General features: G+C 67.3%; 23 protein-coding genes. 7 read left to right on the top strand and 16 right to left on the bottom strand.

Going from position 1 to position 24357, the window contains the following annotated elements; genetic code table 11:
- Positions 1-195: 195 nt before the first annotated feature.
- On the bottom strand, positions 196-966 hold the full coding sequence (nudC, locus tag AruCF_RS13235; protein ID WP_049073498.1) for an NAD(+) diphosphatase: 771 nt from the start codon (positions 964-966) through the stop codon (positions 196-198).
- 284 nt (positions 967-1250) lie between these two features.
- Between nudC and AruCF_RS13230 the strand changes: the two genes are divergently transcribed.
- The 4 genes from AruCF_RS13230 (at position 1251) to AruCF_RS13215 (ending at position 5432) form a co-directional block, all read left to right on the top strand.
- The gene (locus AruCF_RS13230; RefSeq protein ID WP_049073497.1) at positions 1251-2225 is read left to right on the top strand and encodes a TRAP transporter substrate-binding protein; all 975 of its coding nucleotides are present in this window, start codon (positions 1251-1253) and stop codon (positions 2223-2225) included.
- Between the two features lie 7 nt (positions 2226-2232).
- Positions 2233-2733, top strand: coding sequence for a TRAP transporter small permease (locus AruCF_RS13225; protein ID WP_049073496.1), 501 nt, complete (start codon positions 2233-2235; stop codon positions 2731-2733).
- The gene (locus AruCF_RS13220) at positions 2726-4027 is read left to right on the top strand and encodes a TRAP transporter large permease (protein WP_049073495.1); all 1302 of its coding nucleotides are present in this window, start codon (positions 2726-2728) and stop codon (positions 4025-4027) included. Before AruCF_RS13225 ends, AruCF_RS13220 begins: the two co-directional genes overlap by 8 nt.
- A gap of 337 nt (positions 4028-4364) precedes the next feature.
- The gene (locus tag AruCF_RS13215; RefSeq protein WP_049073494.1) at positions 4365-5432 is read left to right on the top strand and encodes a porin; all 1068 of its coding nucleotides are present in this window, start codon (positions 4365-4367) and stop codon (positions 5430-5432) included.
- Between the two features lie 90 nt (positions 5433-5522).
- Here AruCF_RS13215 and AruCF_RS13210 read toward each other — a convergent pair whose 3' ends face one another.
- The 13 genes from AruCF_RS13210 to AruCF_RS13150 all read right to left on the bottom strand — a co-directional run bounded on the left by AruCF_RS13210 (position 5523) and on the right by AruCF_RS13150 (position 18953).
- On the bottom strand, positions 5523-6230 hold the full coding sequence (locus tag AruCF_RS13210; RefSeq protein WP_049073493.1) for an ABC transporter ATP-binding protein: 708 nt from the start codon (positions 6228-6230) through the stop codon (positions 5523-5525).
- 4 nt (positions 6231-6234) lie between these two features.
- A complete protein-coding gene (locus AruCF_RS13205; protein ID WP_049073492.1) occupies positions 6235-6957 on the bottom strand; it encodes an ABC transporter ATP-binding protein in 723 nt (240 codons plus the stop codon).
- Positions 6938-7927 (bottom strand): branched-chain amino acid ABC transporter permease, encoded by a 990-nt coding sequence (locus tag AruCF_RS13200; protein WP_049073491.1) that lies wholly within the window; start codon positions 7925-7927, stop codon positions 6938-6940. Before AruCF_RS13200 ends, AruCF_RS13205 begins: the two co-directional genes overlap by 20 nt.
- A gap of 1 nt (position 7928) precedes the next feature.
- Positions 7929-8780, bottom strand: a complete 852-nt coding sequence (locus AruCF_RS13195) for a branched-chain amino acid ABC transporter permease (protein WP_049073490.1) — start codon at positions 8778-8780, stop codon at positions 7929-7931.
- Positions 8781-8825: 45 nt separating this feature from the next.
- Positions 8826-10076 carry an ABC transporter substrate-binding protein gene (locus AruCF_RS13190; RefSeq protein ID WP_049073489.1) on the bottom strand — a complete coding sequence of 417 codons (1251 nt, stop codon included), beginning with the start codon at positions 10074-10076 and terminating at the stop codon, positions 8826-8828.
- A gap of 300 nt (positions 10077-10376) precedes the next feature.
- Positions 10377-11183 (bottom strand): putative hydro-lyase, encoded by an 807-nt coding sequence (locus AruCF_RS13185; RefSeq protein WP_049073488.1) that lies wholly within the window; start codon positions 11181-11183, stop codon positions 10377-10379.
- 101 nt (positions 11184-11284) lie between these two features.
- Positions 11285-12196, bottom strand: coding sequence for a LysR family transcriptional regulator (locus tag AruCF_RS13180; RefSeq protein ID WP_049073487.1), 912 nt, complete (start codon positions 12194-12196; stop codon positions 11285-11287).
- Between the two features lie 185 nt (positions 12197-12381).
- Positions 12382-13728 carry an amidase gene (locus AruCF_RS13175; protein ID WP_083036770.1) on the bottom strand — a complete coding sequence of 449 codons (1347 nt, stop codon included), beginning with the start codon at positions 13726-13728 and terminating at the stop codon, positions 12382-12384.
- A gap of 92 nt (positions 13729-13820) precedes the next feature.
- Entirely contained in the window at positions 13821-14504 is a 684-nt protein-coding gene (locus tag AruCF_RS13170) for a DUF2848 domain-containing protein (protein WP_049073485.1), read from the bottom strand.
- Positions 14505-14575: 71 nt separating this feature from the next.
- Positions 14576-15859, bottom strand: a complete 1284-nt coding sequence (locus AruCF_RS13165; RefSeq protein WP_049073484.1) for a TRAP transporter large permease — start codon at positions 15857-15859, stop codon at positions 14576-14578.
- Entirely contained in the window at positions 15856-16476 is a 621-nt protein-coding gene (locus tag AruCF_RS13160) for a TRAP transporter small permease subunit (RefSeq protein WP_049073483.1), read from the bottom strand. The genes AruCF_RS13165 and AruCF_RS13160 overlap by 4 nt, the downstream gene beginning before the upstream one ends.
- Positions 16477-16562: 86 nt before the next feature.
- Positions 16563-17609, bottom strand: a complete 1047-nt coding sequence (locus AruCF_RS13155) for a TRAP transporter substrate-binding protein (RefSeq protein WP_006388185.1) — start codon at positions 17607-17609, stop codon at positions 16563-16565.
- A 435-nt stretch (positions 17610-18044) separates the two neighbouring features.
- On the bottom strand, positions 18045-18953 hold the full coding sequence (locus tag AruCF_RS13150; RefSeq protein WP_038503432.1) for a LysR family transcriptional regulator: 909 nt from the start codon (positions 18951-18953) through the stop codon (positions 18045-18047).
- An 86-nt stretch (positions 18954-19039) separates the two neighbouring features.
- Here AruCF_RS13150 and AruCF_RS13145 point away from each other — a divergent pair, with 86 nt between their 5' ends.
- Positions 19040-19990, top strand: a complete 951-nt coding sequence (locus AruCF_RS13145) for a DMT family transporter (protein WP_049073482.1) — start codon at positions 19040-19042, stop codon at positions 19988-19990.
- Positions 19991-20090: 100 nt separating this feature from the next.
- Positions 20091-21287, top strand: a complete 1197-nt coding sequence (gene fabV, locus AruCF_RS13140) for an enoyl-ACP reductase FabV (RefSeq protein ID WP_049073481.1) — start codon at positions 20091-20093, stop codon at positions 21285-21287.
- A 94-nt stretch (positions 21288-21381) separates the two neighbouring features.
- Here the strand turns inward: fabV and serB are convergent, their stop codons facing one another.
- Together serB and AruCF_RS13130 are read right to left on the bottom strand one after the other, a co-directional pair.
- Entirely contained in the window at positions 21382-22116 is a 735-nt protein-coding gene (serB, locus tag AruCF_RS13135) for a phosphoserine phosphatase SerB (protein WP_049073480.1), read from the bottom strand.
- A gap of 11 nt (positions 22117-22127) precedes the next feature.
- Positions 22128-23036 (bottom strand): LysR substrate-binding domain-containing protein, encoded by a 909-nt coding sequence (locus AruCF_RS13130; protein WP_049073479.1) that lies wholly within the window; start codon positions 23034-23036, stop codon positions 22128-22130.
- 243 nt (positions 23037-23279) lie between these two features.
- On the opposite strand from AruCF_RS13130, the gene AruCF_RS13125 reads away from it, so the two are divergent.
- Entirely contained in the window at positions 23280-24356 is a 1077-nt protein-coding gene (locus AruCF_RS13125; protein WP_049073478.1) for an ABC transporter ATP-binding protein, read from the top strand.
- The last annotated feature ends 1 nt before the right edge of the window (position 24357 follow it).

Raw genomic sequence — 24357 nt, 5'->3', positions numbered from 1 at the left:
CGCGCAACAAGTTTATCTGCGCGAAATACTAATAATTTATCTATATTTCATCAATAAAAAATAAATCAGGGACACAAAAAAACCCTCGTTTCGAGGGAATACCCTAGCTCCTGGCCCCCCGCTGATAGGACCGTCCGGTCCGCGCCAGGGCGTTCGCGGCAGAGGCCCACCGCGGCGCCTGCCCTCAACAAAAGACTACGGCGCGTCCCAGCCCGCCGGTAGATTCGCGCGGATCAGCGACCCCGCGATGGAGATGCGCGCCGCGATTTCGGGCATCGGGTCGCCCGGGCCGAACCAGCGCGCATCGGCGATCTCGTCCTCCTGCACGCGGATGTCGCCGGACACGTACTCGGCCGTGTAGGCCACCATCAGCGAATGCGGGAACGGCCAGGACTGGCTGCCGAAGTACTTGAGGTTGCCGACCTTCAGGCCGACCTCTTCCAGCACCTCGCGGTGCACCGTCTGTTCGATGCTCTCGCCCGGTTCGACGAAGCCGGCCAGCGCCGTGTAGCGCCCGGCGGCGTTGGCGGTGTGGCGCGCCAGCAGGATGCTGTCGCCCTTGCGGATCAGCGCCATCATGGCCGGCGAAATGCGCGGATAGGCCGAGAAACCGCAGGCCGGGCAGCGCTGGCAGAACTCGCCACTGACGCGCGTGGTGGGCGTGCCGCAGGCGCCGCAGAAACGGTGGGTGCGGGCCCATTCCGCGATCTGGTAGGCGCGCCCCGCGAGCGCCATGCGTTCCTCGTCCAGCACCCCGAACAGGGACCGCAGCTTCTTGAACGCATAGCCATGCGGCGCTTCGATGCCCGGCTCGACATGCGCGGCGCGGGCCGGCGATTCCGGCGCGGCCCAGACCGGCTGCAAGGCATCGGCCCCAAGCCCGGCGCGCGCACAGGCGTCCAGGTCCGGCAACACGCTGGTGGCTTCCTCGACCAGCAACTCGTCACGACGAAAAACGAAATTCACACGATCCTCTGCGGCACGACTGCGATGACGAGATCTTAGAAGAAAAAAGCCCCGCCGCAAGACTTCGTCCGGCCCGTGGGCACACTAGTTCAATCTTCAAGCAATCCGCGCGCGCCAGCCTAGGAATTACCCGTAAACGCGCATTTACAGGCACTTTGTGACCAATTGGCAACATAGAATGGCACGGCTTTTCAGCCTGGCGTCATGCCACGCCGCGCGCTCTTTTCGCAATGCCTAACCGGGCCAAGACGTCCCGCACTCCTCATTCGCAAAGAAGGACCATCATGTTCAAGAAGCTCTCGCTGTTGACCGGCAGCCTCATCGTGGCGTTCAGCGCCGGCGCCCAGGCCCAGACCAAGTGGGACCTGCCCAGCGCCTATCCCGCCAGCAACTTCCACGTCGAAAACCTGACGACCTTCATCAAGGACGTGGACACGCTGTCCGAAGGCAAGCTCAAGATCACGCTGCACAACAACGCCTCGCTGTACAAGGCGCCCGAGATCAAGCGCGCGGTGCAAGGCAACCAGGCCCAGATCGGCGAGATCCTGCTGACCAACTTCGCCAACGAAGATCCGATCTACGAACTGGACGGCCTGCCCTTCCTGGCCACCGGCTACGACGCCTCGTTCAAGCTGTACCAGGCGCAGAAGCCGTTCCTGGAAAAGAAGCTGAACTCGCAAGGCATGACGCTGCTGTACGCGGTGGCCTGGCCGCCCCAGGGCATCTTCGCCAACAAGGACATCAAGCAGATCAGCGACATGAAGGGCCTGAAGTGGCGCGCCTACAGCCCGGTGACGGCCAAGATCGCCGAGCTGGTCGGCGCCCAGCCGGTGACGGTGCAGCAGGCCGAACTGTCGCAGGCCCTGGCCACCGGCGTGATCGACTCGTACATGTCGTCGGCCTCCACCGGCTACGACACCAAGACCTACGAGTACATCAAGAAGTTCTACGACACCCAGGCCTGGCTGCCCAAGAACGCCGTGATCGTCAACAAGAAGGCGTTCGACGCGCTTGATCCGGCCACGCAGGAAGCCTTGAAAAAGGCCGGCGCGCAGGCCGAGGAACGCGGCTGGAAGCTGTCGCAGGAAAAGAACAAGTGGTACCAGGAAGAACTGGCCAAGAACGGCATGGAAACCATCAAGCCGACCGTCGAGCTCAAAGAAGGCCTGTCGGTGATCGGCAAGCGCATGCTGGATGACTGGCTCAAGAAGGCCGGCGCCGACGGCCAGGCCATGATCGACGCCTACCGGAAGCAGTGATACGACCATGCGCCGCTTTCTGGATGGACTTTACGGCGCGGCCGGCCTGCTGGCCGGCCTGTGCACGATCGGCGTGCTGGTGGCGGTGCTGGCCGCCATCATCGCCCGACAACTCGGCCTGAACATTCCCGGCACCGACGCCTACGCCGGGTATTTCATGGCCGCCGCGGGTTTCCTGGCGCTGGCCAGCACCTTCAAGCATGGCGAGCACATTCGCGTGACGCTGCTCCTGAACGCGCTGTCGCCGGCCGCCAGCCGCCGCCTGGATATCTTCGCGCTGGGCATCGGCTGCCTGATGGCTGCCTCTTTCGCCTTTTTCAGCGTCAAGCTGGCCTACGATTCCTGGCAGTTCAACGACATGTCCACGTCCAACGACGCCACGCCGCTGTGGATTCCGCAGCTGAGCATGGCCGTGGGCACGGTCCTGTTCCTGGTCGCCCTGCTCGATGAGCTGGTTCGCCGTTCACGCGGCCTGGCCGCCGCCACCTCGCAGCAAACCCATGAATGAACTTCTCGTCATTACCCTGCTGGTCGTCTCGATCTTCGCGTTCCTGGGATGCGGCGTCTGGGTCGGCCTGACGCTGGCGGGCACCGCCTGGATCGGCATGGAGATCTTCTCCAGCCGTCCCGCCGGCGATGCCATGGCCGTCACCATCTGGGGCGCCTCGTCGAGCTGGACGCTGACCGCCCTGCCCCTGTTCCTGTGGATGGGTGAAATCCTGTTCCGCACGCGCCTGTCGGAAGACCTGTTCAAGGGCCTGGCCCCCTGGCTCAACCGACTGCCCGGGCGCCTGCTGCACACCAACGTGATCGGCTGCGCCATCTTCGCGGCGGTGTCTGGCTCGTCGGCGGCCACCTGCGCCACGGTCGGCAAGATGACCATCCCCGAGCTGACGCGCCGCGGCTACCCCGAATCGAAGATCCTGGGCACGCTGTCGGGCGCCGGCACGCTGGGACTGCTGATCCCGCCGTCGATCATCATGATCGTCTACGGGGTGGCGGCGGACGTGTCGATCGCCAAGCTGTTCATCGCAGGCATCGTGCCGGGCATCCTGCTGGCGCTGCTTTTCATGGGCTACATCGCCTGGTGGGCGATCCGCAACCCGGACGAAGTGCCGGCCGCCGATCCCGGCCTGACGTTCATGCAAAAGCTGTCGCGTTCGCGCCACCTGATTCCGGTGATGCTGCTGATCGGCGCGGTGCTGGGCTCGATCTACACCGGCCTGGCCACGGCCACCGAAGCGGCGGCGGTGGGCGTGGTCGGGGCGTTGATCCTGTCGGGACTGCAAGGCTCGCTGAACCGTTCCACCTTCATGCAGTCGCTGCTGGGCGCCACCCGGCTGTACTGCATGATCGCGCTGATCCTGGCCGGCGCGCAGTTCCTGACGCTGGCAATGGGCTACATCGGCCTGCCGCGGGCGCTGGCCGAATGGATCGGCGGGCTGGGTCTGTCGCAGTTCGGGCTGATCATGGCGCTGATGGTGTTCTTCATCGTGCTGGGCTGCTTCCTGGACGGCATTTCCATCGTGGTGTTGACCATGGGCGTGCTGCTGCCGACCGTGCAGGCGGCCGGCATCGACCTGATCTGGTTCGGCATCTTCATCGTTTTCGTTGTGGAAATGGCACAGATCACGCCGCCGGTGGGCTTCAACCTGTTCGTGCTGTCAGGCATGAGCGGGCGCGAATTGCCCTACATCGCGCGCGCCTCGCTGCCGATGTTCTTCCTGATGATCCTGGCGGTGCTGCTGCTGTACCTGATCCCGGGCATCGCCACGTGGCTGCCGCTGCATATGACGCTCTGACCGGCCCAGGCCAATCCGAAACCCCGTTCCTGGAACGGGGTTTTTTTGGAACAATCCAGGCATTGTTTCAACAATCGCCTTTTTTGCCATTCTGTAAACCCAGGGAAAACGCGAAAAAGATAAACGCACTACACAAGCCGTAACTTTTTTAGAATCCCCGTGGCATTGCCGTGCGGCACCAAGTTGGCGCATGGCATGCACACAGGGCCCACGCTCCGGACCCGCGCCAACCCCTGGCGTCGGTGCAACGGCCCAGCTCCAGGCGAACCGCCCGGCGCGTCCCGTCGAGCCACAAGCCCGACGCACGCTAAGAACAGAAACATTAGGAGAAGCCTTCGTGAAACGCATCACCCTCTCGCTCGCTGTTGCCGGCCTCGGCCTGGCCGGCGCCGCTTCGGCGGAAACCAGCGTCACCCTGTACGGTATTGCCGACGTCAGCATGCGCTACGTCAACACCAGCTCCGGTTCGACCGGCGTGGACGGCAGCCGCTTCTCGATGGAAAACGGCGCCATCTCCAACAGCCGCTGGGGCCTGCGCGGCTCGGAAGACCTGGGCGACGGCAACCGCGCCTTCTTCCGCCTGGAGCAAGGCTTCAACGTGCAGAACGGCCAGTCGTCCAGCGCTGGCAAGACGTTCAACCGCCTGGCCTATGTCGGTCTGGACGGTGGCAGCATCGGCGCCCTGACCCTGGGTCTGCAGAACACGGTGATCCAGGACCTGATGGCGGACTACTTCGATCCGCTGACCGTGGGTAACTACAACGAGAACTCGTGGCTGCCCGCCGCCATGGGCCGTGTGCGCAACAACAACACCGTGCGCTACTCGAACACGATCGGCGACCTGGCCGTGATCGCGTCGTGGGCCAACGGCGACCGTTGGGACGACAAGAAGGCTGGCCAGCAAATGGGCATCAGCCTGCGCTACACCGTCGGCCAGCTCGGCCTGGGCGGCGCGTTCATGAAGACGTACCAGGGCGACAACTCCGACCTGCGCCAGCAAGTGTGGAACCTGAGCGCCTCGTACCAGTTCGAAAGCGCCAAGATCTTCGCCGGCTACTTCAATGGCAAGGACCAGACCGGTTGGGTCAACGCCGTCATGGGCGGCACCACCACCGCCCAGCTCGACCGCAAGGACAACGGCTACTTCGCCGGCGTGACCTGGCAGGCCACCCCGCGCTGGGCCATCACCGGCGCCGCCTACTACGACCAGAGCAAGAACATCGTGGAAGATGGCGACAAGGGCAAGCGCTACGCCCTGGTGGCCGTGGCCGAGTACGCGCTGTCCAAGCGCACCCAGGTGTACGGCACCGTGGACTACAACAAGGTCCGTGACGCCGCCACCGGTGAAATCGCCGGCCGCACCAGCCAGGTTGGCGCCGGCGTCGGCATCCGCCACATCTTCTAAGTCCCGCGCGACTTACGGCCCGCCCCCGGCCGCATAGCAAAAAAGCCCGTCGCTCGCGCGACGGGCTTTTTCCTGGGCCACTGCCTCGGCCTACATCCCCAGATAGGCCTTGCGCACTTCGTCCGAGGCTGCCAGCTCGGCCGCGTCGCCCGACAGCGCCACGCGCCCGCTCTGCATGACGTACGCGCGCGCCGCCACTTCCAGCGCCTGCGCCATGTTCTGCTCGACCAGCAACACCGACAGGCCGTCATCGCGGTTCAGCGCGGCCAGGGCGTCGAACACCTGCTCGACCAGCAGCGGCGACAGGCCCAGGCTGGGTTCGTCGATCAGCAGCAGGCGCGGTCCGCTCATCAGCGCACGGCCGATCGCCAGCATCTGCCGTTCGCCGCCGGACATGGTGCCCGCCAACTGTTCGCGGCGCTCCTTCAGGCGCGGAAACAGCGTGTAGACCTTGTCCAGCCGCTCCTGGTAGACGCGTTCGTCGCGCACCGTGTAGGCCCCCAGGCGCAGGTTCTGCTCGACCGGCTGGCGCGCAAACACCCGCGCGCCTTCCGGAATCATCGCAATGCCCTGCTTGACCAGCTGGTCCGGCGGCGTTCCGGTGATGTCGCGCCCTTCGAAGACGACGCGACCTTCCCGGGGCTTGACCGAACCGATGATGGCCAGCAGCGTGCTGGACTTGCCGGCGCCGTTGGCGCCCAGCAGCGCGGCGATTTCCCCCTGGCGCACCTCCAGCGACAGGTCGCGCACGGCCTGCACGCCGCCATAGGCCACGCTCAGGTTCTCTACCTTCAACATCACGTCAGGCACGGTGCTTCCTCCCCAGATAGGCTTCGATCACGGCGGGATTGCGCACGATGTCCTGCGGCGCGCCCTCGGCGATCATCTGGCCGAAGTTCAGCACCAGCACCCGTTGCGCCAGCCGCATCACCACCTCCAGCACGTGTTCGACGATGATCAGCGTCACCCCGGCGGCGTGGATGCCGCGCAGGATCTCGGCCAGCGCGATGGCTTCGGCGGGGTTCAGGCCGCCGGCCACTTCATCCAGCAACAGCATGCGCGGCTCGGTCGCCAGCGCGCGCGCCAGCTCCACCCGCTTCTGCCCCGCCACGTTCAGCTCGGCCGCCAGCGTATCGGCCCGATCGGCCAGCCCCACCAGCTCCAGCACCCGCGCCGAGGCGCGGCGCGCGTCGGGCAGGCGCGGATGGCGCAACAGCGCGCCGACCATGGCGTTCTCCAGCACCGTCATCTGGCCGAAGCTGCGCGGGATCTGGTAGGTGCGCACCAGGCCCATGGCCGCGACCTGTTCCGGCCGCCGGCCGATCATGGACTCGCCGGCGAACGCCACCGAGCCCGAGGTCGGCTCGTGATGACCCACCAGGCCGTTGAACAGCGTGCTCTTGCCGGCGCCATTGGGGCCGATGATGGCAACGATCTCGCCCGCGTCGACCGACAGCGAGATATCCTTGTTGGCGACCAGGCCGCCGAAGCGCTTGGTCAGGTTCTTAACGTCGAGCAGAGCCACGGCGCCTCCCCAATGTCACCAGACCGCCTGGCAGGAACAGGGTGACGAGCAGGATCGCCAACCCGAAAATCAGCAAGTCCAGGCCCAGGCCCGAACTGCCCCACAGCACCCGCGTGCCTTCCGACAGCGGCAACAGCACCGCGGCGCCCAGCCACGGACCGATCAACGTGCCGACGCCGCCCAGGATGGCCACCAGCACCACCTGCACCGACATCGTCAGGCTGAACATCGATTCGGGATCGATGAAGCCCACGTACATGGCGAAAAAGCCGCCCCAGACACCGGTCATGCCGGCCGACATCACGAACGCCAGCATCTTGTAGCGGTCCGCCGGCACCCCCAGGCTGCGCGAAGCGGCTTCGTCGCCGTTGATGGCGCGCCAGTAGAAACCGGTCTTGGAATGCACCAGGAAGTACGTGGCGCAGAACGTCAGGAACGCCAGCCCCACCGCGATCCAGTAGTACGGCACCTTGCTGCGGAACAGCAGCATCCAGGCGGCGTCGCCGATCGGCGCCTCCAGCCCGACCGCGCCGCCGGCCCAGTCCCAGTTGATCATCAGCAGCAGCCCGATCTGCAGCAGCGCGATGGTGGCCATGGCGAAATAGTGCCCGGACAGGCGCAGCGTCGGCCCGCCCACCAGCCAGGCCAGCGCCGCGCTGATCAGGCCGCCCAGCGGAATGCCGAGCAGCGGCGTCAGCTTCAGGTGATGCAGCAGCAGCAAGGTGGTGTAGCCGCCCACGCCCACGAACACCGCGTGGCCGAAAGAGATACGCCCGAGAAAGCCGCCCACCAGGTTCCAGCATGCGCCCAGCGCGCCGAACATGATGGCCAGCAGCAGCACCTGCAGGGTGAACGAGTCGGTCACCACCAGCGGCACCAGCGCCAGCAGCACCGCCGCCGCCAGGGCCACGGCCACCGGCCATTTCGGCACGCCCGATGAGGCGCCGTCGATTTTTCGTGTCGTCGTCATGTCACCACCGCCCGAACAGGCCGCGCGGCCGATACCAGAGAACCAGGATGAAAAGGATGAAGACGCTGACCGTCTTCAGCGCGGGCGCCACGAAATAGCCCGTCATGGCCTCGATGACGCCGATCAGGATGCCGGCGATGAAGGCCCCCGGCAGCGAGCCGAAGCCGCCCATGCAGACCGCCACGAAGGCCAGCAGGCCGAACACCGTGCCCACCGAGGGGAACACATAGAAGAACGTGGTCAGCAGCGCGCCGGCCAGGCCGACCGCGGCGCTGCCCAGCATCCACACCTGGGCGTTGACGCGGTCGGGCGAAATACCCACCAGCGCCGCCACCTGGCGGTCTTCGGCCACCGCCTGCAAGGCATGGCCCCAGCGCGTGCGGTACACCAGCACGAACAGCGCGGCCACCACCACCAGCGCGATCAGGCCGGTCACCACCTGCGGACGGCCCAGCGAAATGCCGGCCACCGTGACGCTGCCGGACACCAGGGTGTCGGGCAGGCTGCGATAGTCCGGGCTGAACGCGATGAACGCCAGCTGGCGCAGCACCAGGCCCAGGCCGAAAGTGGCCAGGATCACCGCCATGGCGGGGCCTTTTTGCAGGCGCTTGATGATCAGCGCATAAGTGAGGAAACCGACGAAGGCCAGCACGATGGCGACCAAGGGCGCCGACAACGTGGGGTCGATGTGACCCAGGGTATAGAGCCAATAGGCGGCATACATGCCGAGCATCAGGAATTCGCCATGGGCGAAATTGATGACGTCGGTAATGCCCCATATCAGCGCCAGCCCCACCGCCACCGCGGCATAGATCAGGCCATTGAACAGGCCTGCCGAGAGAGCTTCGAACATGGAGTGCTCCTGTGGCGGGCCCCCGCGGCCCGCCACGGCTGATGATTACTTCCAGGAGAACGGCAGCGTGGGCAGCGACTTGTCGGTGCGGTACTTTTCCGGCCATACCGTCTGGTAGGACGAGCCTTTCAGTTCCAGGATCAGGCCGGAACCCTTGGTGTTCTGGCCCTTGTCATCGAACTTCACGCCGGCCCAGGGCATGGCCACTTGCGCCTCGCCCAGATCGGTGGCCGCCAGCGCCTTGCGGATCGCTTCCGGATCGGTGGAGCCGGCGCGGTTGATGGCGTCGGCCAGCACCAGGACGCCCTGCATCGACCGGGCGTTGTTGCCGTTCAGGTCCTTGCCGGTCTTGGCCTTGTACATGTCGTTGATCTTCTTCAGGCCGGCCTTGGCGGCGGCGACGTCATTGCCCCAGACGTCGCGCGTCAGCACGCCCTGCACCTGCGGACCCACTTCCTGCACGAAGCGCGAGTCGATGAAGCCGGCGTCGTTGGCCAGCAGCACCGGCGGCGCGTACTTGCTTTCGCGCATGGTGCGCACGAACAGCATGGCGTCCGAGGTATAGCTGGCGAAGATCGCCACGTCGGGCTTGGCCGCGGCCAGTTTCTGCACTTCGGCGGTGACCGAGGCCGAGCCGGCGCTGTAGGCGATATTGGCCACCACCTCGCGCTTGTACTGCTTGGCGAACTTCTCGACCGCCTTGTAGGTGTTGACGCCGAAGTCGGTGTTCTCGTAGACCACCGCGATCTTGGCGGTCGGAGTGCCCTTCACGCCGTCCAGGAACTGCATCATGTTCTCGACGAAGGTGTCGTCGTTGGGCGAGGTGCGGAAGAACCACTTGTAGCCGCGCTCGGTCAGGTCCGGGCTGCTGGATTCGCCGTTCAGGTAGGGAATGCCGCGCTGCTCGGCGATGCGGCTGGCGGTCTTGGTGACGGCCGACTGGTAGGCGCCGGTCAGGGCCACCACTTTCTCCTGGTCGATCAGGCGCTGCGCGTCGGCCAGGCCCACTTCGGGCTTGCCCTGCGAATCGCCGAACACCACCTCGATCTTGGCCCCGCCCAGCGCCGGCAGGCCACCGCCCGCGGCCAGCGGGATCCCTTCGAGTTCAGGATGCGGATTATTGATGATGTCCACCGCCAGTTCCACCGCGGCCTTGATCTCGGCGCCGGTGGACGCCAGCGCGCCGGACAAGGGATAGATCGCGCCGATCTTCACGGTCTTGACCTGCGCCTGTGCCGGCGCGGCGGTCAACAATGCCAGACTCGCGGCGACACCCGCAATGAGCTTCATCTTCATTACCAGACTCCTGGAAAAATCCCACTGTGAAAGCAATGCAAAACGCGGGGCGCACGGCCCCGGGCCCGGTGGATCCGGGCCTGCGGCGATCCGCCACCCGCCAATCGGCCGGCGGGCGGTGGACCTTGAACTTTTGTCGCCTTTTCCCCTTGTCCTTTCATGGATCGTTCTGGAGGCAAAACCAAAGCTGCTGACGCGCCCGCGTCGCGGGCGCTTTGTAAAACGGGTACGGCTACGGCATCGAGACTGGGATTTCTAGCGTTTTTCCGCTGACGGTTGACTGAGATTGCAACGCGAGGATTACAGAATGGCCATCCGGCTGTTGACGAGGTCCGTGACCAGCATGTGTCCGGGCGCGTGCGTGATGCAGAAATCGGGGCGCACCGCGGCCACCACCGATTGCGGCGTCACGCCGCAGGCCCAGAACACGGGCATTTCGCCAGGGCGGATTTCCACCGGATCACCATAATCCGGCTGGTGGATGTCGGCAATCCCGATCAACGCCGGGTCGCCGATGTGCACCGGCGCGCCATGCACCGAGGGAAAACGCGAAGTCACCTGGATAGCGCGGATGGCATCGGCCGCCTTCAGCGGCCGCATCGACACCACCAGCGGACCGCCGAACACGCCGGCGGCATGGGTCGGGATGTTGGTGCGGTACATCGGCACGTTGCAGCCCTGCTCGATGTGGCGGACGGGCAGCCCGTTGTCCAGCATCGCTTCCTCGAACGAAAACGAGCAGCCGATGAGGAACGACACCAGGTCGTCGCGCCACAGGTCGCGCACGTCGGTGGGTTCGGCCACCAGTTCGCCGTTCTGCCAGACGCGGTAGCGCGGGATGTCCGTGCGGATGTCGATGTCATGGCCCAATTCGGGCAGCGCCGGGTCGCCCGGCTCCGACATCGCCAGCAGCGGACACGGCTTGGGATTGCGCTGGCAGAAGTGCAGGAAATCGGCCGCCAATGCGCGCGGCAGGATCGCCAGGTTGGCCTGCACATGGCCCGGGGCCAGGTTCGCCGTGGGGCCGGACAGCTTGCCGCTGCGGGCATCGAGCCGCGCGCGGCGCGCCAGTTCCACGCTGCTGCGGGCCGCCGTATCCAGTGCCATGTCAATTCCCCTTGCTTCAATGTTGGAATGGGGACATTGCACAGGAAGTCGGCCGCAACGTCTAATCACATGTTGCGATAGACCCCGATCAGAATTCCTTATCAGGGTTTTGCCGGATGGCGCAGCGCCTCTTCGCGCGCGATCTGCTGCGCGGCCTCGGCCACGGTGCGCGGCACCTGGCTGTCCGGCCCCTGCATCCAGCAGGCGGTGTAGTGCAGCGGCGGCAGCGCCGGCGCCTTCACGTCGAGCAGCCGCAATTCGCCTTGCGCCAGTTCCTTATGCAGGATGACGGGCGCAATCACCGCCGTGCCGATACCGTCCAGCGCCATCCGCACGATCACGCTCAAGGCGGAACTGCCGTACATGCGCGGCGCATCGACGCCGGCCTGCTGCAGCACCTGCCGCACCGCGCGGTGCGGATCGGTCGTGGACGAATAGGTGATCACCGGCCACTGCCCCAGCCGCTTCAGGCTGATCGGCTGGCGTCCCACCTTGAGCTTGGGGCTGGCGACCCAGCTGAGCGGGTAATTGCACAGGTACAGGTTTTCGATGCGCGGCTCTTCCATCGGCCCCAGCAGGAACGCCAGGTCGATCTGGCGCGAGGCCAGCTGGGTCTTGAGCATGGTGGTGGTGTCGACCTGGATCTCGACCATCAGCGCCGGATAGGCGTCGTGCAGATACTCCATGAGCGTCGGCAGCCAGGTGTGGACGATGGTCTCGGACACGCCGAGCCGCAGCGTGCCGCTCATCACGCTCTTGGCGCGCGCCGCCTCCTGCATGTCGCGCCGCAGCTGCAGCATGCGCTCGGCGTGCGACAGCAGCTCGCGGCCCTTGCCGGTCAGCTTGATGCCGCGCACGTCTCGGTCGAACAGGCGGATGCCCAGGTCGGACTCCAGCGACGCGATGCGCTGGGAAATCGCCGGCTGGGTGGCGTTGAGCTTCTCGGCCGCGGCGCGAAAACCGCCCAGCGTGGCCACCCAGAAGAACGTCTCGATATTGCGCAGATCTATCATGGCGCCCGTATCCTGCCCCGTTGCGCGGCATGTCCAGCCGCCATCTTAGCGTCGCGGGGACAAAGCGGATATGGCGGAAAACACCGCCCTGCCTGCTCGCGCGGCGCGCTGCCGCCCCCCCCGGCCGGCGCCGCGACGCTGGCGGCGAACCGCCGGGGCCGCCCGAGCGCGGCCCGGCGCGCCCTTCAGCCGGCGAGCAATTCCTCGACCGCCAGGCCAATCGCCAGCACTCGGCAGTCGGCGCCATTGCTGCCGGCGATCATCAGGCCGACCGGCGCGCTGCCGTCGGCGTGGCACGGCAGCGACAGCGCGCAGCCATCCAGGAAATTGATCAGGGTGGGATTGCGCAGGATCAGGCCATTGGCGGCGTAATAGGCTTCGTCCGAGGCTTGCAGGTCGGCCACCGCCGGCGCCACGATGGGCGTGGTCGGCATGATCAGGGCGTCGTAGCCGGCAATGCGGCGGTCGACCGCCGCCACCCAGGCTTCGCGCGCGTCCAGAAGGTCCAGGTAGTCGGCGGCGCTCATGTCCTTGCCGCGCAGGATGCGCGACACCACGCGCGGGTCGTAGCGCTTGCCGGCGCGGGCGATCAGGTCGCGGTGCCAGGCCCAGGCCTCGGCGGCCGTGAACCCGCCCTTGGCATTGATGTTGGCCAGCTCGGCGAATTCCGGGATGGCGATCTCGTCGACCAGGGCGCCGGCTTCCTTCAGGCGCGCCACGGCGCGGGCGAAGGTATCGGACACGTGCTTGTCCATGCCGTCCAGCGCCAGCGTCCTGGGCACCGCCAGGCGCAGGCCGCGCAGCGGCAGCGCCTCGGGCACCGGGCCGCCGTCGCCCGACAGGATGGCGTCCAGTTCGGCGCAGCAGCGCACGCTGGCGGCAATCGGGCCGATGGAGTCCAGGTTGGCCGACAGCGGCAGCACGCCTTCCATCGACACGCGCCAGGCGCTGGGCTTGAAGCCGGTCAGGCCGCACAGCGCGGCGGGAATGCGCACCGAGCCGCCGGTGTCCGAACCGATGGCGGCCACCGCCATGCCGTCGGCCACCGACACCGCCGCGCCCGACGAGGAGCCGCCAGGGATGCGGCCCGTGGCGCGATCCCAGGGGTTCAGCGGCGTGCCGTAATGGGGATTGATGCCCAGGCCCGAATAGGCGAATTCGGTCATGTTGGTGCGGCCGATGATGACCGCGCCGGCGGCGATCAGGCGCTGCACCACTTCGGCGTTGGCGTCGGCCGCCGGTTCGCCCTCGCGCGCCACCGAGCCGGCCATGGTGGTCTCGCCCTCGATGTCGAACAGATCCTTGATGCTGATCGGCAGACCCTCGATGGCCGAGCGCACGATGCCGGCGGCGCGCAGCGTGTCCGAGGCACGGGCCTGGGCCAGCGCCGACTCGGCGTACAGGCGGGTGAAGGCGCGGGCGCCCTCGCCGGCCGGATCGTTGGCGCGCGCCAAGGCGGCCTCGGTCAGTTCAACGGAAGTGGTGCGGCCGTCGTTCAGGGCGGCGGTCAGGTCATTCAGGGTCGAAAGCATACGGTTCCAGGGGGCCGCGGGGCGGCATGAAAAGTGTTGGACCGGCGCGCCCCGCCGGGGCGCGTCATGGCAATCAGGGCGCCTGCCGGGCGTCAGGCCACCACCGGCAGGATCTCGACATGATACCGGTGGCGCAGGCTGCGTTGGCGGCGCGGATCGAACAGTTCCATGGTGAATTCGGCCGACGGGCGGATGCCGCCGATGGCGCCGACGGTGCCGCAGGTCATGCCGGCGCCTTCGGGCAGCGTCGCGGCGCCGCCGGTGTAGCCGGCGATCAGGTCCTGCGGCGTGCGCAGCGAGGCCAGCGGGCCTTCCTGGTACAGCACCTCGGCGCCGTTCTCGACGATGTACGAGCGGATCACCAGCTCGTCCCAGTATTCGGCCACATCAGCCAGGCGCCAGGCCGAGTTCGCCACCGGCTTGACGCAGACCTGCTTGGACATGGCCACACTGACCGTCTCCAGCTTGCGGTCGGTGTGGTCGGACGCGATGCTGACGTACATCTCGCCGTCGGCCGCAAACACGAAGGTCTCGACCTCGCCGGACGAATCGCCGCCCACCGCCTGCACCCGTTCGGCCTGGGTCAACTGGTTGTCGGCGATGCGGTAGTACAGCGGCACGCTGGTGGGACGCGGCACGCCGATGGCGGCCAGTTCCTCGATGTGGTGCTCGATGGCGGCGATGTCGCGCCCGGCCCAGCCGGCCACGATGAGGGTATTGAAATCCACCTCGACCTGGCGGGGGGAATCGGCTTCGATCTGAAATACGGCTTTCATGAAAAGTCCTGCGGAGGTAAACGGGAAAGAATGGGCACGGCCGCGCGGCCGTGCTCGAAGGGATACCGGGGCTAGCCGAACACGCGCGGCAGCCACAGAGCCAGGTCGGGCCACCACGCCAGCAACGCCAGCATCACGAACATGGCCGCCACGAACGGCAGGCTGCCGGTGATCACGGCGCTCATCGAACCGCTCTTGCGCAGGCTCTGCACCACGAACAGGTTCAGCCCCACCGGCGGCGTGATCAGCGCGGCCTCGACCAGGATGATGATGATGATGCCCAGCCAGATCGGGTCGTAGCCCAGCGCGATCATGATGGGCGCGACGATGGGGATGGTCGTGATCATCATCGACAGGGTCTCCATGAAGCAGCCCAGCACCAGGTAGAACACGATCACGATCAGCAGCATCCAGCCCGGCGACAGGCCCAGCCCGGTGATGGACTGGGTCAGCGCGTCGGTCAGGCCGGTGGCGGACATGACGAAGTTAAGGAAACTGGCCGCCACCACGATCAGCATGATCATGGCGGTCGAGCGCATGGTGCCTTCCATCGCCTCGCGCAGCATGGTCCAGGTCAGGCGGCGGAACCAGGCGGCCAGGATCAGCGCGCCCAGCACGCCCAGCGCGGCGGCCTCGGTGGGCGTGGCCAGGCCGGCGTAGATCGAGCCCACCACCAGCAGGAAGATGCCCATCGGCGGCGCCAGATGCACCAGGCTGGCCAAGCGCTGGCCCCAGGTGGCCTGGATCTTCTTGCCGCCCCAGGACGGCTTGACCACGCAGGCGATCATCACCGTCAGCATGAACAGCGCCGCCATGGCGAAGCCCGGGATGATGCCGGCCAGATATAGCTTGGGCACCGACGAATTGGTCAGCACGCCATAGATCACCAGGTTGATCGACGGCGGAATCAGGATGCCGAGCGTGCCACCCGCGGCCAGGCTGCCCAGGAACAGCGGCTCGTTGTAGCCGTACTTGCGGATCTGCGGAATCGCCACCGTACCAACGGTGGCGGCGGTGGCCACGCTGGAGCCGGACGTGGCCGAGAACAGCGTCGAGGCGCCGATGTTGGCGTGCATCAGGCCGCCCGGCAGCCAGGACAGCCACAGGCTCATGGCGCCGTACATGCGTTCGGCGAAGCCGGCCCGCAGCAGCACCTCGCCCAGCATGATGAACAGCGGAATGGCGACCAGCAGGAATTCGTTGTTGGTGCTCCAGGAGATCTCGCCGATCGCGCGCGACAGCGGCAGCATCGAGAACATCGGGTCCAGGATCAGGCCCAGCACCCCCAGGGCCGCGCCCACGGGGATCGACAGGCCGATCAGCACCAGCAGCAGAGTCAGGGCGGTGGCGATCATGCGGCGGCTCCCTTGACCATGCGCTCGCCGGCGGCGGCTTCCTCGTCGGCTTCTTCCTGCGCGGAACGCACGCCGCAGATTTCCTTGACCAGTTCGATGTCGCCGGTCACCAGGGCGGCCGAGGCGCGCGCCAGCATCAGGGCGACAGTAATGCACATCCAGGCCAGGCCCAGCAGCCACAGGCCTTGGGGAATCCACAGCGGCGTGGCCAGCGGCGTGTTGGCGGCGGACTTCTGCGCCCACGACATCTGCACCACTTCATAGGCGTAATAGGTCAGGAACACCATGAAGACGGCCAGCGCCACCATGGAAACCCAATCGAGCACGGCCGACACGCGCACCGGCAGCTTCTGGTAGAGCACGTCCACCCGCACGTTGGCGCGCTGCAGCGTGGCGAAGGCCAGCGCCCAGGAGGTGCTGATGGCGAAGGCGTAGCTGGACAGTTCGTCGGCGCCGCCGGTGGTAAAGCCCAGGAACTTGCGGGCCAGCACGTCGAAGGAAATGAGCAGCACGCTGGCGATGGTCAGCGCGCCGCCCGCCCACACCGCGACGCGCGAGAAGGTCTCGGCGCGACGCAGCAGCCCGCCCAGCAGGCGGAAGTGTTCGGATCGGGTCATGGGAAAAACCTCTGCGGCCGGATACGGCCTCGATGATGAATCGCAGGCGCGCCGCCGCCGCAACGGCGGACGGCGCGCGGTCTCGCTTACTTGCTGGCGGTCACGCCCAGCGTCTTGCCGACGGTGGCATTGAAGTCCTTGACGCACTGCGCCGAGCAACGCGCGGCCCACTTGGGCAACACGGCTTCCTGCGTCACCTTCTTGAGCAGTTCGCGGTCGGCGTCCGAAGGCTGCACCAGCACCATCTTGCCCTTGACCGGGAACGGGCAAGCCGCCGCGCCGGTGTTGCAGTCATAGCCTTCCTGGGTCTGGCGCGCCGCGGCATCCCAGATGTTGTCGACCAGCGTCTTGACGTTGGCCTGCAGGAAGGTGCGCACGTTGGGATCGAGCTTGTCCCAGGCCTTCTGGTTGACCGCGTGGATCTGCTGGTTCCAGTTGATCGGCAGCGCCACCAGGTGGGTCGACACTTCGTACCACTTGGCCGAGTAGCCCGACAGCGAGCCGGTGATGGCGCAATCGACCACCTTGTTCTGCAGCGCCGGCACCACTTCGCCGAACGCCATGGTGACGCTGGAGCCGCCCAGCGCTTCCACGAATTCGGCGGTGGTGCGGCTGCTGGTGCGGACCTTCTTGCCCTTGATGTCGGCCAGGCCCTTGATCTCGGCGTTGCAGAACAGCACCTGCGCCGGATAGGTGGAGATGCCCAGCAGCTTGACGTTGCTGCCCTCGCCGTACAGGCGCGCGTAGACCGGCTCGAAGGCGTTGGTCACCTCGCGCGCCGTCTTCACGTCCGGCGCCAGGCCGGCCAGGTCGATGGCCTCGTTGATCGGGTTGTCGCTGGCGAAGTACGACAGCGTGGCGGTGCCGAACTCGACCACGCCGGTCGACATCAGGCGCAGCAGTTCCGGGCCCTTCAGGCCCATTTCGTTGAAGCCCTTGATGTCCGCGGTGACCTGGCCCTTGGATGCTTCCGGAATGGTCTTGGTCCAGAACGGCTTTTCGTAATCGTTGTAGGCGGTCAGGTTGGACAGGCCGCCCACCACCTTCAAATGGGTCTTGGGCAGGTCTTGCGCCTGGGCGGCGCCGGCCAACAGGCTGGCGGCGACGGCGGCGAGAGCGAGCGACTTCTTCATGGACAAAACTCCTGGCTGGCGGGATGGTCTGGCGCGCGCGGGTCCCCGTTACCTTGAGCGCGCGGGTAGGAATCGGAACGTCAGAGGAGCAAAGGTTTTCCCCCGCGCCTGTGTTTCCAGGCGATCTTCTTGATGTGCCGCCATTGCAGCGTCAGGGGCGCCGAGCGTCCAATCGTATGTTGCGATGTGGGGGTATAAATATTTTTTGGGTCTCGCCGGCAAGCCGCCCGGCGCCGGCCGCAGAGCCAGCAACCATGCGGCCTGGCGCGGGATCGCGGGGTCTGACGCAGGCGCGCCGCGAGCGCTTCGCATGACCGCCCGCGCGCGCGGCGCTGGGGAAAACACCTAGGCGCGCGCGCGCCGACGGATCATGATGCGCGCCGTTGCCGGCGCGGCTCGGGGTCCGTGCGCGGCTTGCTTTCGCGCGGACAGGCCCTAGGACGACGCCACGCCGTCGCCCGCCTGCGCGGCCACTTTTTGCGCCATCTGCGCGATCAGGCGCGCCGCATGGCTGTCGGGTCCCTGCACCCAGGTGGCCGTGAAACTCAATTCGGGCAGCGGGTCGGCGTCGACCCGCAGGATGCGCAGTTCGCCGCGCGCCAGTTCCTTGCCCAGGAACACCGGCGCGATCACGCTGGTGCCGATGCAGTCCTGCGTCATCCGCACCACCATCGACATCGAGGCGCTGCCGTACATGCGTGGCGACACCACGCCGGCGCGCGTCAGCATGTCGCGCACCACCCGGTATGGCGCGCTGTTGGACGGATAGGTGACGATGGGCAGGCGGCCGATGCGTTCCAGCGTCAAGGGCTCGGGCCCCAGCTCCAGCAGCGGGCTGGCGACCCAGGCCAGCGGATAGGTGCACAGCGGCAGGTTCTCGACCCGCGCCTCCAGCACCGGCCCCATGAGGAAAGCCAGGTCGATCTGGCGCGACATCAGGTGCGAGCGCAGGACATGAGTGGTGTCCACCTCGATCTCCAGCACCAGCGCCGGATACGCGGCGTGCACCAGCTCGATCAGAGTCGGCAGCCAGGTCTGCACGATGGTCTCGGCCACGCCGATGCGCACCGTGCCCGTCATGACGTTCTGCTCGCGCGCCGCCTCGAACATGTCACGCCGCACCTGCAGCATGCGCTCCGCGTGCGACAGCAGTTCATGACCCTTGGCGGTCAGCTTGACGCCGCGGGCGTCGCGCTCGAACAGGCGCACGCCCAGGTCGGCCTCGAGCGAGGCGATGCGTTGCGAGACCGCGGGCTGCGTGGTGTTGAGCTTGTCGGACGCGGCGCGGAAGCTGCCCAGCGTGGCGACCCAAAAGAATGTTTCTATATTGCGTAGTTCGATCATGAACCTTTCCCCCTGCCGCGATGAGCGTATCATGTCAGCCGCCCCGTGGCCCCTCCACGGCCCCCTAGCGCACAAGGAGCCTGTCCATGTCCCCGGCCGATACCGGTCGCCCGCGTCCCGCCCCCAGCGGCCCGCTCGTCGGGATCCTGTTGCTGGTGCTGTCGATGTGGACGCTGTCCTGCCTGGACGCCAGCGGCAAATGGGTCATGAACGCGGGGGTGCCGCTGCTGGTGCTGTCGTGGTTCCGCTACGCCGTGCACCTGGTGCTGGTGCTGGCCCTGGTGCTGCCCACGCGCGGCACAGGCATCCTGCGCAGCAAAAAGCCGCGTGAACAGCTCCTGCGCGGCGGCTCGATGTTCCTGGCCACGCTGATGTTCTTCACCACGCTCAGCTACATTCCCCAGGCCGAAGCCACCGCCATCAACTTCCTGGCGCCCTTGCTGGTGCTGTCGCTGGCGCCGTGGATCCTGAAGGAGCCGGCGCGCATGTCGCGCTTTGTCGCCGCCGGCATCGCCTTCGTCGGCGTCATCATCGTCATCCGCCCGGGCGGCGGCCTGCATCCGGTCGGCACCATTTTCGGGCTGCTCACGGCCTGTTGCTTCGCGGCCCAGTTCATCGCCACGCGCCGCGTCGCGGGCGACGACCCGTTCACCTCGCTGATCTGGAGCGGCGCGGTCGGCACCGGCTGCCTGACGCTGGCCCTGCCCTTCATCCTGCCGCCCGCCCTGCCGGTGCTGCGGGCGCTGACGCCGCTGGACTGGACGCTGCTGATCTCCACCGGGGTCACCGGCGGCCTGGGCCACCTGTTCCAGATCGCCGCCTATCGCCGCGCGCCGGCCTCGACGCTGGCGCCCTTCATCTACCTGCAGATCATCAGCGCCACCACGGTCGGCTGGCTGGTGTGGGACCACTTTCCGGATCCCCTGACCTGGCTCGGCATCGCCATCATCTGCGCCAGCGGCATCGGCATCGGGCTGGTGGAGTGGCGCCGCAGCCGCGCCCAGGCGGCCGCGCCGGCGGGCGCCAGCGCGCGCTGATACGCCCCGGGCGGCCAGCGGCCTCCCCGCCTCCCGTACAATGCCCGGCGCCGCCCGCCTGTGCGGGCGGTCTTCCCCGCATTTCCAGAACGAGGGCTCCATGATCATCAAACCCCGCGTGCGCGGCTTCATCTGCGTGACCACCCATCCCGTCGGCTGCGAAGCCAACGTCAAGAACCAGATCGACTACGTCCGCGCCCAGGGCCCGATCAGCGGTGGCCCCAAGCGCGTGCTGGTGATCGGCGCCTCCACCGGCTACGGCCTGGCGGCCCGCATCAGCGCCGCCTTCGCCTGTGGCGCCCAGACGCTGGGCGTGTTCTTCGAGCGCCCCGGCGAGGCCGCCAAGGCCGGCACCCCGGGCTGGTACAACAGCGCCGCCTTCGACAAGTTCGCCAGCGCCGAGGGCCTGTACGCCAGGAGCATCAACGGCGACGCCTTCTCCGATGCCATCAAGGCCCAGACCATCGCCGCCATCAGGCAGGATCTGGGCCAGGTCGACCAGGTGATCTACAGCCTGGCCGCGCCCCGCCGCACCCATCCGGTCAGCGGCACGGTGTTCAACTCGACCCTCAAGCCGGTCGGCCAGGCGGTCACGCTGCGCGGCCTGGATACCGACAAGGAAGTCATCAAGGAATCGGTGCTGGAACCGGCCACCCAGGAAGAGATCGACGCCACGGTGGCGGTCATGGGCGGCGAGGACTGGCAGATGTGGATCGACGCTCTGCTGGAGGCCGGCGTGCTGGCCGAGGGCGCCTCCACCACCGCCTTCACCTACCTGGGCGAGAAGATCACCCACGACATCTACTGGAACGGCTCGATCGGCGCCGCCAAGAAAGACCTGGACCAGAAGGTGCTGGACATCCGCGCCAAGCTGGCCGCGCGCGGCGGCGACGCCCGCGTCTCGGTGCTGAAGGCGGTCGTGACCCAGGCCAGCTCGGCGATCCCGATGATGCCGCTGTACCTGTCGCTGCTGTTCAAGGTCATGAAGGAAAAAGGCACCCACGAGGGCTGCATCGAGCAGGTGTACGGCCTGTACCGCGACAGCCTGTGCGGCGCGGCGCCGATCCTGGACGACGAAGGCCGGTTGCGCGCGGATTACCTGGAACTGGACCCCGCCGTGCAGGCGCAGGTGCAGGCGCTGTGGCACCAGGTGACCGAGTCCAACCTGTATGAACTGACCGATTTCGCCGGCTACAAGCGCGAGTTCCTGCGCCTGTTCGGGTTCGAGATCGATGGGGTGGATTACAACGCCGATGTCGACCCGGACGTGAAGATCCCCGGCCTGATCAGCGCCTGAGGCGAGTTCAGGTCCGCCCGGGGGCCGCGTTCGCGCTTCGCTCGCGCCTCTTTCACGCCCCCTCGCGCCTCGTTCGCGCCGCGGTGGCGGCCCGTCAGCCCCGCGCCTGCGCCTTGCCGGCGCTGAACAGGCGCAGCAGCTGGTCCAGCCCGCCCTGGTCGATCGCCACCTTGGCCTCGCGCCGCACCGCCGGCTTGGCGTAATACGCCACCGACAGCCCGGCGGTGCGCAGCATCGGCAGGTCGTTGGCGCCGTCGCCCACCGCGATGGCGCGCTCCGGCCCGACGCCCAGCGCCGCGCACACCTCCAGCAACTTGCGGCGCTTTTCCTCGCCGTCGCACAGGTCGCCCCACGCTTGCGGCAGCAGCCTCCCCGTCAGGCGGCCATCGACGATCTCCAGCACGTTGGCGCGCACGTCGTCCAGCCCCAGGCGCGCGCGCAGCCGGTCGGTGAAGCAGGTGAAGCCGCCCGTCACCAGCAGGCAGAACAGGCCGGCGGCCTTGCAAGCCGCGATCAGCGTTTCCACGCCCGGGTTGAGCGCCAGGCGGCGTTCATACACCTCGTCCAGCGCCGCCGCCGGCATGCCGGCCAGCAGCGCCACGCGCTGCCGCAGGCTCTGCTTGTAGTCGACGATCTCTCCCTGCATCGCCGCCTCGGTCAGCGCGGCCACCTCGGCCTTTTTCCCCATCAGGTCGGCCATCTCGTCCAGCGTCTCGATGGCGATCAGCGTCGAATCCATGTCGAAGGCGATGACCTTGTAGTCCGACAGTGTCAGCGGCGGCGCGATACCGCGCCAATGCAGGCAGGCGTCGCTCTGGAACTCTTGCATGGGCAATCCTTCTATTGCTCGGGTGGCGGATGGCCGGCCTCGCGGCCCAGCCAGTCGATGAAATGGCGCGCCGCGGCCGCGGCCGGCGCGTCCGGGCGAAACAGCGCATGCACGCCGGCGTTGGGCAGGCGCGGCTGCAGGAACAGCGGCCGCAGCCGGTCGGCGCGCAGGTCGTCCTGCAGCAGGCACCACGGCGCCAGGGCGATGCCCAGGTCGTTCATGGCGGCCTGCATGCACAGGAATTGATGGTCGAACACCGGCCCGGGCAGTTGCGCCGGCACGTCCACCCTGGCCAGCGCGAACCAGCGCGGCCAGTGGTCCATGCCGCCCGCGACCTTCAGCAAGGGGTGCCCCAGACAGTCGGCCGGCGTGGCCAAGCGGTTGCGCTCGATGAAGCGCGGCGACGCCACCGGCACGTGGAAATCGTCCAGGCAGTGCACGCAGCTCATTTCGGCGTGCGCCACGAAGCCATGGCGGATCAGCACGTCGCCGCCGCCCTCGTCACCCCGATCCAGGAACGAGCGCCCCTGCGTGGTCAGCTGCACGTCGATGCCCGGATGCAGCGCCTGGAACGCCGACAGCCGGGGAATCAGCCATTTCATGGTCAGCGACGGCGTGGCGCTGACGCGCAACACGCCGCCATGGCCAGGCGAGCGCAGCTTGGCGGTGGCCGCCGCGATGCGCTCCAGGCTGGCCTGGACCTCGGGAAAATACGCCTGCGCGCACGGCAGCAGCGTGACGCCGCGGGCCTCGCGCGCGAACAGCGGCTGGCCGACGTAGTCTTCCAGGATGCGGATCTGCTGGCTGACCGCGCTGTGCGTGATGCTCAGTTCGTCGGCCGCCGCCGTGAAACTGCGCAGGCGCGCCGCGGCCTCGAATACCCGCAAGGCTTTCAGCGGCGGCAGGCTCGGGCCCGCCATCTCAGGCGCCGTCCGCCCGTGCGCGCCCCTGGCGCAAGGCTTTGCTGCGTGTTCCCACGATTTCCCTTGTCATCTGTTCTTGCCGGCGCGGGGCTTGGACCGCGCCGTTGCTATGAGCCGCATTCTAGGGGATTGCGGCGCCGCCGACCTCTTAGAAAAACTAACGCCAGCCCTTAAAAAACACCGCTGGTGGCGGCGCGGCCGGGTTCCTATGATGCGTCCAATCCCAGGCAGGAACCTTTCATGGCATCGATCACCGTAGACGGCATCATCAAGACATTCGGCGGCCAGCAGGTGCTGCGCGACCTGTCGCTGCACATTCCCGACGGCGGGTTCTACACGCTGCTGGGCCCCAGCGGCTGCGGCAAGACCACTCTGCTGCGCTGCATCGCCGGCTTCTACGCGCCCGACGGCGGCCGCCTGCTGTTCGACCAGGACGACGTCACGCACGTGTCGGCGCACCGCCGCGACATCGGCATGGTGTTCCAGGACTACGCGCTGTTTCCCGACAAGACCGCCTTCGACAACGTCGCCTACGGCCTGCGCGCCCGCGGCGTGGCCCGCGCCGAGATTAAGCGCCGCGTCGACGAGGCGCTGGACAAGGTCGGCCTGGCGGCGCTGGCCGACCGCTACCCGGCGCAGATGAGCGGCGGCCAGCGCCAGCGCGTGGCGCTGGCGCGCGCCCTGGTGATCCGGCCGCGCGTGTTGCTGATGGACGAGCCGCTGTCTAACCTGGACGCCAAGATGCGCCTGCAGATGCGCGACGTCATCCTCGACCTGGTGCGCGAGGCCGGCATCACCACCGTGTTCGTCACCCATGACCAGGAGGAGGCCCTGGCCATGTCCGACCGCATCGCCATCATGGACCACGGCCGCATCGCCCAACTGGGCACGCCCGAGGAACTGTACGGCACGCCGGTCAACGCCTATGTGGCCGACTTCATCGGTTCGGCCAACGTGATCCCGGTGCCGGCGCGCGGCGGGCTGCCCGGCGCGCCGGCCGGCCACGTGCGCTACGAGCTGTGCGGCCTGGGTTTCGACGGCACGCTCGGCAGCGCCACGCTGGCCGAGCGCGCGGTGCTGATCGCCCGCCCCGAGGAACTGGCCCTGATGGCGCCGGCGCCCTACGTGCCCAACACGCTGCCCGGCAAGGTGCTGCGGCGCCAGTACCTGGGCTTCAAGACCGCCTACCGCATCGCGCTGCAGGACGGCTCGGAGATCCGCGTGGAGCTGCACGCGGGCAACATGGTGGCGCAGTTCCAGCCCGGCGAGGCCGTGCAGGTGCTGATTCCCGCCGACAGCCGCGTCGTCAACGCCTGAG

Origin of the sequence: Achromobacter ruhlandii, assembly GCF_002082135.1 — a bacterium.
Taxonomy (GTDB): domain Bacteria; phylum Pseudomonadota; class Gammaproteobacteria; order Burkholderiales; family Burkholderiaceae_B; genus Achromobacter; species Achromobacter ruhlandii.
This window is presented reverse-complemented; position numbering and strand designations above follow the sequence as displayed.